This is a genomic window from Enterobacter sp. PTB, assembly GCF_051130085.1.
GTDB lineage: Bacteria > Pseudomonadota > Gammaproteobacteria > Enterobacterales > Enterobacteriaceae > Enterobacter > Enterobacter ludwigii.
This window is the reverse complement of sequence record NZ_JBDKEE010000007.1, coordinates 83,804-96,858: the sequence shown is the minus strand read 5'-3', so window position 1 is coordinate 96,858 and position 13,055 is coordinate 83,804. Positions and strand designations below refer to the sequence as shown.

Genomic DNA, 13,055 nt, shown 5'->3' with positions numbered 1-13,055 from the left:
CGGGCATTATATATCATCGTTGTTTTGTCTGAGAGAAAGGTGTACTCAGAGCAAACAGGATCATAAAGAATATCAATGCCTCTGAACTCAACAATATGACGTCTGTCAGGCCATAGAGCAATAATAGAAGCATGGCAGTCATTAGCAGTGCATTTTTGTTTCTGATGGCGTAGCCAATCATCGACATGAAGAAAAAGAGCAGTATTGCCAGGCCAGGTATTCCTTGTAATGAATACTTTTCAATGAATTCATTATGTAGATGCACTTTAATGTAAACGAGAGCTGTTGCGAGATGCGGATGCCCATTTTGAATATATTTTTTTGTCCATGTTTCTCTCTCTTCGACTGACTGACCTAACGGATGCGCAAGACCATTTTGAATACCGATAGTCCACATGGAAAAACGTGCGCCGAGAGAAGTGCGATCGTTGCCTTTCTCATAGTTCTCTAGTTCAGTTTGAGTTTGCATGATCTTAGGTGAAATCAGAGGCTTGTAGCTTACGACTACAATACCCGCCACAATACATAAAAAGATCAGAGTCGATTTCAGATGAATTCTTCTGAAATGATAAAGCGTCATGACGATAGCAAGAAGTAAATAGAGCCCCATTGCAGCACGCGTTCCGGTTAAAAGAATAACAAAGAACGAGACCAAAATGGTAAAACCGGCCAGAACATAGAGCTTTACATTTTGCTGGAGGTAAAGGCTGTACACAAAGGCAAGTGACAGCACGGAGTAAACATAGGCAGAGACCGTGGCTCGATTGATTGCCATTTCAACACGAGCCATACCTTGCGATGCCTGCCACAATCCATAACCGGTTGCGAGAGCAAATCCTGTCGCAGTCGCTAAAAGAAAATATTTCTTAAAGTTTTCTCTGTCGATATAATCTTTAAAACGGTCAATATAGAAAACGAGAATACTCGCCAAAAGTAATTTTTTACTTGCACCGAGATAATCGCTGTACATGTTTAAGCCTTCGCTATGGTACTCGTAGACCATATACCAGACAAAATTCAGTAATCCAATAAGAAGTATGGGTAGTGCTATTGAGAATGGTTTTAGCGTAATTTTTTTATATTCAAACGCTAAACCGAGAATAGCGATATAAATTGCAATATAGAAAAACTCACGTTGCTTCCCTGAATTGACTAATGCAAGCATCAAAGAGATGAAGCTCAGAAAAAGTGTCAGTTGATAAAGTCGAAGTTTTATTTTTTCCATAATGCCTCAATAACCCTTTTCTTATAACTAAACCGAATATGAGTGTCCATAAAGAACGAAAGCGAATAAAGCTGGCTCACCCGATCTTTTACCAAACTTAAGTGTGGCGTCGAGAGATACTTTTTATGGTTACTGTATATATCAAACCAGTGACAATTGATGAGATGTTTAAAACTGCGCGGGAAGGTTTCTTCCATGCGAAGCGTGCAATCAACAAGTGAAGAGACTTTGCTGGCATCAAGTTCGCTGGATAAGCTTCCATGACGTTTGATGTAATAATAATGTCCCTGACGCTGATAAAATATTTTATGCGCTTGCATAATCATTCCGGGGAACACAGCGAAATCTTCGTAACAGACCATCGAAGGTATAGGGTTAGCTTTATACAGGTCTTTGTGAATAAATTGGCCGATCAGATGTGCCTGAAAGTCTTTATGTCGCAAAAAACGGGAGATCGCGTCTTGTTGCGAGATTGCCACAGGGTCGAAACCCTGCCAGGTTGAGGTGATCTTTTTGATATCACGAATTTCACGTAAGCGCGTCAGTAGCATATCTGGACGCTGTGCTTGCAGAAAATCCACGGCATCCTGAATGCTGCCCGGTTTTAGCCGATCATCGCTGTCCAGCATCGTAATATAGTCCCCTGATGCCAGCGTAACAGCGCTGTTTCGGACCCGACCCACGTTACGGTAATCCACACATCGCGTTGTTGCATGAGGTAATTTTGGTAACCACGCTTCAATAATATCCTGTGTGCCATCATCTGAGCTGTCATTAAAGATGATGATCTCAACAGCATCGCCTGCACTGCCAATCGCATTCTGCAGGCTTTCTAAAGTGGCATGAAGGGTATCTTCGGCATTATGCGCGGCAATAATGATGCTTAGAAAAGCCATAAAAATTAGTTTCCCTGGGCATCAGTGAGAGATGTGATTGTGTTAGCTTTTGGTAATTCGCGAATAAAATCTTTAAGCTCACGTAGTGATTCGTCTGTCACAGCGAAAAGTTCTTCCCGATCTTGGGAGAAATAGTAGCGTGTTTCAAATACATACGAACAAATATGCGCATCATTCCCAATCAGCAATACTTTACCAAGCGGACGTTGTTCATAATGGCAACAAGGGCCAAACAGCAACACCACCGGGACGCCCACCGCATCGGCAATGTAGATATTCCCTGAATCTGACGCAATATAACAATCCATTTTGGATATCGCCCACGGCAGCTCTTCGAGCGATATTTTCCCAATGAGGTTGATAAAATTGGGAATTTCACCGTAAGCGCGGGTGATGTCATCCATCCACGGCTGTTCGTTCGGTGCGCCAAAAACATAAAACTCGCAGGGCAGGTCGGCAAGATGATCGACAATACGTTTCCAGATTGCCGGGGGAACCGTCTTTGCTTTGTTACCGGCAGAAATGCTGATACCAATTCGGATAACCCCGGGTTTATCGAGAATTTGCGGGTAAACCGCAGGCTTGAACAGGGGCTTTGTGGCGTGCTTGGGGGAGTCCTGCCAGGTGAGCGCGCGATCGGCGAGCTTGAGATAGTTAGTGACGGACAGCGTCTTTTTGCCATGCTCAACGGTACCATCAGCCGTGGCATAAAAAATTCCGTGATACCACCTGCGCGTATAAGTGCTTAAAAATTGTTTGTTTTTTGCATTACAGGCTGAGGCGAAAAAGAGATTCACACTGTTGGGCTGCAGCAGATAGACATTGTCGTAGCGATTCATGATCCGGCAGGCGAAGCAGAGCTTACGCCACAGGTTGCGCTTTTGCTGCTCCACAAAAAAGATCTCTTCGATACTGTCGTCATGCTGAGCCAATGCGTTAACGCTGCGGCTGATCAGCACATCGCTTTTTTGCAGATACGCCAGTAGAGGCGTTGCATTGATAAAGTCACCGATTTTGGCTGTCTGAATGACAAGGTTTCTGCCCGTGTCTTTGCGAAACAGCTTCCGGATGAGTTTCACCGGAAAAAGTAAAATCAGCAGAAATACATAACTCATGGGTTAAATATCCCTGTTAGAAAGCCGATGGCTGCCCTGTAAAAACGAAAAAATCGCATCTGCGGTTATGTCTCTCATCTGCTGCGTCGGACTGACCATTTGATGCTGGTTTTTACCGTACCCCCCGATCAGCCCCGGGTCGGTCGGACCGAAAAGGGTGATATTGGGGCGGTCCAGCGCTGCGGTTAAATGGCTTAATCCGGTATCCACGGATACGACGGCGTTGGCGCCTGCCAGTTGCGCGGCAACCTGAGCCAGCGTGAGTTTAGGTAACACTTCCACATTTGAAAAACCCGCGGCCAAACGCTCTGCGCGTTGCCTTTCGTGTTCTGCGCCCCACGGGAGTTTAATATGGATGCCGGTCGGTTGCATTAGCTCAATGAGTCTTCGCCAGTGTGATTCCGGCCAGTGCTTATCATCGCGCGTTGTGGCATGCAGAAAGACCAGATAGGGCGGTGTGTGCGTCTTCGCATCGCGCAAAAAATGCTGCGCAATAGCGTAATCACCCTGCGTGTCCGGTTTTGCATAGCCGAGGCTTTTCGCAAACAGCTCACGGGTGCGCTCCACGGCGTGCTGCTGTTTCGCGATATGGTGGCGGCGATTATAGAACAGGCTCGCCAGCGGCTCGCGGGCGGTTTGCCAGTCCATACCGTGCTTTACGCCGTGCGCCAGACGCGTGACCAGCGCGGCGCTTTTGACCAGACCCTGTGCGTCAATGATGGCATCGTAACGCTGCGCTTGCACCGCATCACGGAAGGCTTGACGTTCAGCCTTAATCGGTGCCGAGAACCACGCTTTACGCCAGCGGCGGATAGCAACCGGGATCACGCGGTCTACTGCTTCATGCCAGGTGGGGATCTGTGCGAAGCCCTCCTCCACCACCCAGTCAAAACGAATGCCGGGAATGGCCTGCATGGCGTCGGTGAGCGACGGCAGAGTATGCAGCACATCGCCCATGGAAGAGGTTTTAACGATCAATACCCGCATCCGTTATCCTTCTTCACTCAACAGCAGCTCGTTGAGCTCTTCAAGGACGCGCTCGGGCGTGATGTCGATCAGGCTCTGGTGATAGCCTTCAGCCGCATTGCCTTTTCGCACCTTGTGATAACCGCTGATCAGACGTATGACGCGCGCTTTATGAGAAAGCGGTGGCGTAAAGTCAGGGCTGCTGGGGCCATACAGAGCAACCAGCGGCCGGTTGAGCGCAGCGGCGACGTGCATCAGGCCTGAGTCGTTGGTGACGACGGCTTTACAGGCGGCAAGTAAAACTACCGCCTGTTCCAGCTGGGTTTCCCCTGCCAGATTACGGCACCATGCCTGCTGTTCTGTATTCAGCGAAGCCAGAATTTCGTTACCCGCCTCGTGGTCTTTCGCCGAGCCAAACAACACGACCTGATTACCTTCATCGATCAGCTGTTTTGCCAGCTCAGCGTAATGATAATGCGGCCAGCGTTTTGCCGGGCCGAACTCTGCTCCCGGGCAGAAACCGATCATAGGGCGTTCTGATGAAATTCCAAACGCGTTGCAGGTGTGGGATTTCTCACCGTCGTTGACCTGGAGCTGGGGCCAGAGCAGCGGTTGCGGCAGATCTTTTGCGCTGCGCATCACGCCTTTGTCATAGGCCAGCGCGACGTAGCGCTCGACCATAAGTGGCCAGGCGTCTTTATCGAGCACGCGCGCGTCGTTCAGCAGACCGTAGCGCATTTCTCCACGCCAGCCGGTGCGATGGGGGACGCCCGCAAAGAAGGGTACCAAGGCGGATTTAAAGGAGTTAGGCAGGACATAGGCGCGGTCATAGCGCTTTTCGCGCAGGCTATGGCCGAGCTTGCGACGTTCACCAATTTCCAGCGCGCCGTGGCCGAGCGGCATTGGGATCGCCTCGTTAACTTCCGGCATACGCGATAACAACGGACGGCACCAGGCAGGTGCCATCACGTCAATTATCGCCTGGGGATAACGCGCCTTGAGCGTGCGATAGAGACTTTGCGACATCATCATGTCGCCCACCCATGACGGGCCGATCACCAGAATTTTCATACTTACGCGTCGCGGTTCAGCCAGGCCATATATTCCGTTACGCCTTCGGCAACGGTCTTGAACGGTTTGTCGTAACCCGCTGCACGCAGGTTGGTCAAATCCGCCTGCGTGAAGGCCTGGTAACGACCTTTCAGTTTGTCCGGGAACGGAATGTATTCAATGCTGCCTTTTTTGTGGTACGCCAGGGTGGCGTCCGCCACGGCCTGGAAGGATTCCGCACGGCCTGTCCCCAGGTTAAAGATACCGGAGACGCCGTTTTCCCAGAACCACAGGTTCACTGCCGCCACGTCGCCTACGTAGACGAAGTCACGCTTGAAGCCGTCACTGCCTTCAAACAGTTTCGGGCTTTCGCCATTGTTCAGCTGCGTGTTCAGGTGGAACGCGACGCTCGCCATGCTCCCTTTGTGGCCTTCGCGCGGTCCGTACACGTTGAAGTAACGGAAACCCACAATCTGGGAATTGGCTTCAGGCAGAACCTGACGCACGTATTCGTCGAACAGGAATTTGGAGTAGCCATAGACGTTCAGCGGCTGCTCATATTCGCGGGATTCGATAAAGTCTGACGTACGGCCACCGTAGGTTGCTGCAGAAGAGGCGTACAGGAACGGAATTTCACGCTCCAGGCAGTAATGCAGGATCTCTTTGGAGTACTGATAGTTATTGTCCATCATGTACTTGCCATCCCACTCGGTGGTGGAAGAGCATGCACCTTCGTGGAAGATGGCTTCGATCTCGCCGAACTCTTCACCTGCCATAATCTGGATAAGGAAGTCTTCTTTATCCATATAGTCAGCGATGTTCAGATCCACCAGGTTTACAAACTTGGTGCCGTCTTTCAGGTTGTCCACCACCAGAATGTCGGTGATGCCTTTGTCATTGAGGGCCTTAACAATGTTGCTGCCGATAAAGCCCGCGCCGCCGGTAACGATGATCATAACTGTAACCTTTGAAGTGTGGAGTCCGGGGACAATCCCGGACGCTAATGTTCTTATCATATCATTAGTATGGCTGCCCTTCAGCCATTCACCGACATAGCGCAAGGGTACACGTGATTTATGCTGCAAAAACGAGAAGAGATAATGTGTCATCTCGTCATGGCGGCCAGGGTTGGGTAATATGTGCCAAAATTTGCCGAGTCTGGAGAATTGCAATGCGTGGTGATTTTTACAAACAGTTAAACAGCGACCTCGACACCGCACGTGCGGAAGGGTTGTTCAAAGAAGAGCGTATTATCACGTCTGCTCAGCAGGCGGACATCACCGTTGCCGATGGCAGCCATGTGATCAACTTTTGTGCGAACAACTACTTAGGTCTTGCGAATCACCCTGAGCTGATTGCCGCGGCAAAACAAGGCATGGACACCCACGGTTTCGGTATGGCCTCCGTACGCTTTATCTGCGGTACGCAGGACAGCCATAAGCAGCTTGAGAAAAAGCTGGCGGACTTCCTGGGGATGGAAGATGCGATCCTGTACTCCTCGTGCTTCGACGCCAACGGTGGTCTGTTTGAGACGCTGCTCGGCGCAGAAGATGCCATTATCTCCGACGCCCTGAACCACGCTTCTATCATTGACGGTGTGCGCCTGTGTAAAGCGAAGCGCTTCCGCTACGCCAACAACGACATGGTTGAACTGGAAGCGCGCCTGAAAGAAGCGCGTGAAGCAGGTGCCCGCCATGTGCTGATCGCCACCGACGGCGTGTTCTCTATGGATGGCGTGATTGCCAACCTGAAGGGCGTGTGCGACCTGGCAGACAAATACGATGCGCTGGTGATGGTTGATGATTCACACGCCGTCGGTTTTGTTGGTGAGAACGGCCGTGGATCTCACGAATACTGTGACGTAATGGGTCGCGTGGACATTATCACCGGTACGCTGGGTAAAGCGCTCGGCGGCGCGTCAGGGGGTTATACTGCTGCGCGTAAAGAGGTGGTTGAGTGGCTGCGCCAGCGTTCCCGTCCGTACCTGTTCTCCAACTCGCTGGCGCCGGCGATCGTTGCCGCATCCATTAAAGTCCTGGAAATGGTGGAGTCTGGCGCTGAGCTGCGCGACCGTCTGTGGTCAAACGCCCGCCTGTTCCGTGAAAAAATGGGTGCCGCAGGGTTTACGCTCGCCGGTGCCGATCACGCCATTATCCCGGTGATGCTGGGCGATGCGGTTGTGGCGCAGAATTTTGCCCGTGAGCTGCAGAAAGAAGGAATTTACGTTACCGGGTTCTTCTTCCCGGTGGTACCAAAAGGCCAGGCGCGTATCCGCACCCAGATGTCTGCGGCGCATTCGCCTGAACAAATTGAACGTGCGGTGGAAGCCTTTACCCGCATCGGCAAACAGCTGGGCGTAATTGCCTGAGGACGTGTGATGAAAGCGTTATCCAAACTGAAAGCGGAAGAAGGGATTTGGATGACCGACGTGCCGGAGCCGGAAGTCGGTCATAACGATCTGCTGATCAAAATTCGTAAAACCGCCATTTGCGGCACTGACGTTCATATCTACAACTGGGACCAGTGGTCGCAGAAAACCATTCCGGTACCGATGGTCGTGGGCCACGAATATGTCGGCGAAGTGGTGGGCATGGGTCAGGAAGTAAAAGGCTTCAACATTGGCGACCGCGTCTCGGGTGAAGGTCATATTACCTGTGGTCACTGCCGTAACTGCCGCGGTGGACGCACGCACCTGTGCCGCAACACAATCGGCGTGGGCGTGAACCGTCCGGGCTGCTTCGCAGAATACCTGGTGATCCCGGCGTTTAACGCGTTCAAAATCCCGGATAACATTTCTGACGATCTGGCCTCTATCTTTGATCCCTTCGGCAACGCGGTACACACGGCGCTCTCTTTCGACCTGGTCGGCGAAGATGTGCTGGTTTCCGGCGCGGGTCCCATCGGGATTATGGCTGCCGCGGTGGCGAAGCACGTTGGTGCCCGCAATGTGGTGATTACCGATGTGAACGAGTATCGCCTGTCTCTGGCGCGCAAAATGGGTGTGACCCGCGCGGTGGATGTCTCTAAAGAGAGCCTGAGCGACGTGATGGAAGAGCTGGGCATGACCGAAGGTTTTGACGTGGGTCTTGAGATGTCCGGCGCACCACCGGCGTTTCGCACCATGCTGGACACCATGAACCACGGCGGACGTATTGCGATGCTGGGCATTCCACCGTCTGATATGTCTATCGACTGGAACAAGGTTATCTTCAAGGGGCTGTTCATCAAAGGTATCTACGGCCGCGAGATGTTCGAAACCTGGTACAAGATGGCGGCACTGATCCAGTCTGGTCTGGACCTGTCTCCGATTATCACCCATCGCTTCTCCATCGATGAGTTCCAGGAAGGCTTTGACGCGATGCGCTCTGGCCAGTCCGGGAAGGTTATCCTGAGCTGGGATTAGTCATAAAAAAAGGGGCCTCAGGCCCCTTTTTTTACTGATTCTTCTTCTCTTCGTCTGTCAGGTAACGCACCTTTCGCGTGTAATCCTGACCTTTGAACTGCAGCTTATTGTCTGGTGACTCAAGATACTTCTGCCATTCGGATAGCGGGAAACCGCCGTGTGCACCAATGACCTCTTTCGGTACCACAGCCTCTTGTCCGCCAATTTTCTTAGAGACCGGCCAGTTCATCCAGTCACCCAGATTGACCGTTTTCACATCCAGCATATCCAGAAGTGCGGCGAGCGGAAGCTGATCGGTTGGGGGCTGATTATCTTCCATTAGCTCCCAGGTATCCTGGAACAGGGTCAACCACAGCGGGCAAATGCGTCGCCACGTCTTTTGGGTTGCTGCGAGGAAAGCGCCGTTCACGTGATCGACAAGATAAGGGCGCACCGTCTCTTTGTAATAGGCGGGCACTTTCTCCGCGGGAGCGCCATCGAGTTTGGCGATCATCTTACCCTGACGGAAGCTGGAGTAGATATGCATATCGGCCATGTTGATCTCAGGCATTTTGAGCAGATTGAGATCGGAGTCGATCATCAAAACGCCTTCACCCCGGGCCTGTAGCGGCGCATTGAGCTTCACCAGACGGCTAAGATAGATCTGCTTGTAGCGGTAACTCTCTTCTCGTTTAGGAAGCGTGAGTGTCACTACGCGAGTTTTAGGGGGAAGCACCCCGAAAGCAGATTCTGGCTGATCGCTGACAATCACGATCTCGCTGACGCCGGTGGCATAACGCTCAGCAAAAGTTGCCGACAGTAACGCCTCTTCAACAAAATCAGCGCCGGTGCAAGGAATGACGATGGAGTCAACGGCAACAAGATTGCCCGTTACCGGCAGGGAACGGTACGGAATGTTATGTCGTCCGGTAATATGACGATAGCGAGCGTTAAGGAATTTAAACATGTTCATCTCGTGTGATTATTTTGCGCCAAGTACCGCTTCGACGCCGCTAACATACTGTTCAATGGCATAGGTTCGGCAGACATTCTGACGGGCAGCCAAAGCCAGGCGTGCGCGCAGATCGGCATCTTTCCAGATGCTTTCAAGATGCGCGGCAAGCTGTGAAACGTCGCCCCAGGGGAACAAGAGTCCCGTCGACCCTGGGTCAATTAATTCCGCTGTCCCGGTCACCTGCGAGCCAATGACAGGGATATTAAGCAACATGGCTTCCAGCACGACGCGAGGTAATCCTTCGCTCTGTGAGGCTAAAATAAAAGCGTCAAATGTCGCAAGGTAATCAAAGGGGGTATTCTGGAATCCCGTGAAGATGACCTGCTTCTCAATACCCAATGCGGTGGCCTGAGCAATTAATGCGTCGCGTTCGCCACCTTCACCGACTAACACCATCTTCCATTTTGCGTCAGGGTTCTTCTGACTGAACTGCGCCAGCGCCTCCAGAGTATGATGGTTTGCTTTGCGGGGGATCAGTGACCCCACGCTACCGAAAACGAAAGTATCGTCATCAATGTTCAGCCGCTGGCGCATTGCACGTCGGTCTGGCAGGGGCTGGTGGATGTCGATTGCATTGTTTACGGTTGTGCAGAGCTCAGGGCGAACCCCATTCTGAAGTAAAACACGCTCAACGCCGTGGGAGACCGCAATGATTTTTGTGGCATGGTCATTAACCAGCCTGACCAGCGGCGGCGTCATGACAGGTTCGATGCGGCAGTGCTGAATTAACCGCACATGCTGTTTTGCACCAGCTAAATACCCTTCTTCATTTGAGCCAGGCTGATTGTTCATATACAGCGTATCGAATCCGCCTTCACTGAGCAGCGTTGCAATTCTGCGAACATTGGGCCGAATACGCCAGAGCGTATCGATATGGCGCGTAAAGGCCTTACGCCCCCGGCGCGAGAAGAAAAGGAGACTGCGGCCCAGCTCTTTCGCAAGTTTCGCCCATACGGGCTGCCGTGGCTGAGGGATCACAATTAAGGGAATGCCGATACTGTCCAGCACCTGGCCGATCGTTTGCCCTTCGGCACGGCTGTAATCACTGTAAAAACAGCAGGTGATATCAAACTTCTCGCGGTCAATCCGCTTCAGAAGTTCGAGCATGCTGTTGGTGCCACCGCCCCACTCTTTGCCGGTATCGAGGAGCAGTATTTTGTGTCGTTGCAGCATCGTTCTACCTTAATCGCCTCTCACAGTCTGTTGCCGGGTAATATTCCAGCCCTGCCACTGGTGCTGGAAATATTGCACCAGTGTACTCTGGCTCACGCTCTCACTAAGCACGGCAAAGAACCGCGTCGCGTAGACGGGTTCCGGCGGGCGTTTCGTTTTACACAGCGTCACACCCCTGAATGGATTGCGCGGCTGCGTTACCGGTGGCTGTGCATTGCCAGGACGCGACGTATCAACCTGTGGCTCATTCAGCAGATCGCCTGGACGAACCAGCGTAATATCAGAGGGCAATGTCGGCAGCATCTGCTGCAGAACGCGAACGGTAGACGGGTGCGGATGGCCGATAGCAATAGCCGAGCCATTGCGTCGGGCTAGCTGTACGGCGCGATTGAACTGTCCGCGGATATCCGCGTCGTTCTGGGTGTCATCGAGGAACACCTTGCGCTTTATTACCTTCACGCCTGTACCCTGCGCGGCACGCATCGCCTGGCTGTTGCCGATGGTCATGCTGTCGAGGAAATAGAGGTTATAGCGCTCCAGCGACTGCATCACTTTGAGCATCCCGTACAGGCTGGAGGTCATCGCGCTGCCCATATGGTTGTTCAGCCCGACGGCGTACGGCACTTTATTGTAAGCATCGCGAATGATGCGATCGATCTCATCGCTGCTCATATCAGGGCGCAAAGTATCTTTTTCCAGCGGCTGCTTGCTGAGCGGTGCCATCGGCAGATGGATGAGAACCTGATGGCCGCTGTTATGCGCTTTGATCGCCATTTCACGCGCGTGCGGCGCATTCGGGAGGACGGCGACAGAGATGGCGGCCGGCATCGCCAGTACCTGATTCTCGGTGTGCGGACGATAACCGAAGTCATCAATCACTATCGCGAGTTTGCCAGCGTAGACCGGTGCTGCCAGCGCCAGTGCACTGGCGAAGGAGAGAACAATTCGACGAAATTGAAGCAAAACTTATCTTCCCAACCACGGCTGTGGATTGACCGCCTGACCCTGGCGACGAATTTCGAAATAGAGTGACGGGCGGCCCTGACCGCCACTGCTGCCCACGAGGGCGATGGGTTGGCCGGCGCGCACCTGAGTACCAACGCTGACCAGTGCGCTCTGGTTGTAGCCGTAAAGGCTCATATCGCCTTTACCGTGCTCCACCACTACCACAAGCCCGTAACCCTGCAGCCAGTCGGCCAGAATCACACGGCCATCGGCGATGGCTTTTACTTCGCTACCTTCAGACGCACCGATAACTATCCCTTTCCAACGTAGTTCACCCTGCAGCTGTTCGCCATAGCGATGCAGAATTGTACCGCGTACGGGCCAGTAAGCCTGACCACGAGGGGAGCCTAAACCGCCGGTACGTGACATCAGGGAGCGTTCGCTTTCGCTTGGCTTGTAGGTCGTACCTTTGCGTGAGGCTTCCTGCTGCTTGTCGCGTACGGCCTGCGCTTCGCGGGCCTCTTTTTCGGCGCGCGCTTTCGCCGCCGCTTCCGCGCGGGCGATACTGTTACGCAGTTTCGATTCGTTGGCGCGCATTTCGCTCAGCTGGCTTTGGCCTTGCTGAATAGAGGACTCGAGACCGGAAAGGGTTTTCTTGCGCTCGTTGCGGGCCTGCTCGAGCTTCGCTTGTTGCGCCTGCTGTTCGTAGAGCAGCGTCTGTTGCTGGCTCTGCTTCTCTTCGAGCTCGGCTTTTTGCGTGGTGACCTCTTCGCGCGTCTGTTTCAGCTGCGCGATAGTCTCCTGACGCGCCTGGTTCAGATAACCAAAGTAGGCCTGCAGACGCTGACCGCGCTGGCTCTCTTCACCGCTGAGGATCAACTGAAGGCCCGTATGCTCACCCTGACGAAAAGCAGCATCAAGCTGTGCGGCAAGGTTGCGTTCCTGGGCATCACGCTGGCGTTCCAGTTTGGCAATCGACGCGTTCATTTCGTCGATCTGTTTATTCAACTGGGCGAGGGTGTTTTGCGTTTCACGTAATTTACGTGCGGCAGCGGAGATGGCTTCTTCCTGCTGCTTAAGCTGAGCGAGCAGAGCAGAGCGTTGCTGTTGTTGCTGGCGTACCGCACGCTCTTTCGCGGCGATATCGGCCTGAATGGATTTCAGCTGGTCACGGTCATCCGCGTGGGCGGATGCGGCGCACAGCAATACGCCAGCGCTGAGTGCGCTGGCGCAAAGCAGAGGTCTGACTGATAACCTAAGCGGCTTCACGACCCATGTGATTGAAAAA

The 13,055-nt window shown here is 52.7% G+C and carries 12 protein-coding genes; 2 read left to right on the top strand and 10 right to left on the bottom strand.

Annotated features, from left to right (window positions below; all coding sequences use genetic code 11):
• Positions 1-13: 13 nt before the first annotated feature.
• Genes AAIR21_RS11015 through rfaD form a run of 6 tightly spaced genes read right to left on the bottom strand, consistent with a single transcriptional unit; the run spans position 14 to position 6,208 of the window.
• Complete coding sequence (locus AAIR21_RS11015; RefSeq protein ID WP_183516851.1) at positions 14-1,225, bottom strand: O-antigen ligase family protein; 1,212 nt, start codon at positions 1,223-1,225, stop codon at positions 14-16.
• Positions 1,213-2,121 (bottom strand): glycosyltransferase family 2 protein, encoded by a 909-nt coding sequence (locus AAIR21_RS11010; protein ID WP_183516852.1) that lies wholly within the window; start codon positions 2,119-2,121, stop codon positions 1,213-1,215. The genes AAIR21_RS11015 and AAIR21_RS11010 overlap by 13 nt, the downstream gene beginning before the upstream one ends.
• Before the next feature lie 5 nt (positions 2,122-2,126).
• Positions 2,127-3,236 (bottom strand): glycosyltransferase family 9 protein, encoded by a 1,110-nt coding sequence (locus tag AAIR21_RS11005; RefSeq protein WP_020882679.1) that lies wholly within the window; start codon positions 3,234-3,236, stop codon positions 2,127-2,129.
• A gap of 3 nt (positions 3,237-3,239) precedes the next feature.
• Positions 3,240-4,223, bottom strand: a complete 984-nt coding sequence (rfaC, locus tag AAIR21_RS11000) for a lipopolysaccharide heptosyltransferase RfaC (protein ID WP_032679328.1) — start codon at positions 4,221-4,223, stop codon at positions 3,240-3,242.
• 3 nt (positions 4,224-4,226) lie between these two features.
• Positions 4,227-5,273: an ADP-heptose--LPS heptosyltransferase RfaF gene (gene rfaF, locus AAIR21_RS10995; RefSeq protein ID WP_183516853.1), complete on the bottom strand. Its 1,047-nt coding sequence runs from the start codon at positions 5,271-5,273 to the stop codon at positions 4,227-4,229.
• Positions 5,274-5,275: 2 nt separating this feature from the next.
• Entirely contained in the window at positions 5,276-6,208 is a 933-nt protein-coding gene (rfaD, locus tag AAIR21_RS10990) for an ADP-glyceromanno-heptose 6-epimerase (RefSeq protein ID WP_008502707.1), read from the bottom strand.
• A 215-nt stretch (positions 6,209-6,423) separates the two neighbouring features.
• Between rfaD and kbl the strand changes: the two genes are divergently transcribed.
• Complete coding sequence (kbl, locus tag AAIR21_RS10985; RefSeq protein ID WP_020882676.1) at positions 6,424-7,620, top strand: glycine C-acetyltransferase; 1,197 nt, start codon at positions 6,424-6,426, stop codon at positions 7,618-7,620.
• A gap of 9 nt (positions 7,621-7,629) precedes the next feature.
• Positions 7,630-8,655 carry an L-threonine 3-dehydrogenase gene (tdh, locus tag AAIR21_RS10980; RefSeq protein ID WP_020882675.1) on the top strand — a complete coding sequence of 342 codons (1,026 nt, stop codon included), beginning with the start codon at positions 7,630-7,632 and terminating at the stop codon, positions 8,653-8,655.
• A 31-nt stretch (positions 8,656-8,686) separates the two neighbouring features.
• Here the strand turns inward: tdh and AAIR21_RS10975 are convergent, their stop codons facing one another.
• Genes AAIR21_RS10975 through envC form a run of 4 tightly spaced genes read right to left on the bottom strand, consistent with a single transcriptional unit; the run spans position 8,687 to position 13,048 of the window.
• Entirely contained in the window at positions 8,687-9,601 is a 915-nt protein-coding gene (locus AAIR21_RS10975) for a hypothetical protein (RefSeq protein WP_020882674.1), read from the bottom strand.
• Between the two features lie 15 nt (positions 9,602-9,616).
• Positions 9,617-10,822: a glycosyltransferase gene (locus AAIR21_RS10970; RefSeq protein ID WP_183516854.1), complete on the bottom strand. Its 1,206-nt coding sequence runs from the start codon at positions 10,820-10,822 to the stop codon at positions 9,617-9,619.
• Between the two features lie 9 nt (positions 10,823-10,831).
• Positions 10,832-11,785: a divergent polysaccharide deacetylase family protein gene (locus AAIR21_RS10965; protein WP_014168074.1), complete on the bottom strand. Its 954-nt coding sequence runs from the start codon at positions 11,783-11,785 to the stop codon at positions 10,832-10,834.
• A 3-nt stretch (positions 11,786-11,788) separates the two neighbouring features.
• Entirely contained in the window at positions 11,789-13,048 is a 1,260-nt protein-coding gene (gene envC, locus AAIR21_RS10960; protein ID WP_025206449.1) for a murein hydrolase activator EnvC, read from the bottom strand.
• Between the last annotated feature and the right edge of the window lie 7 nt (positions 13,049-13,055).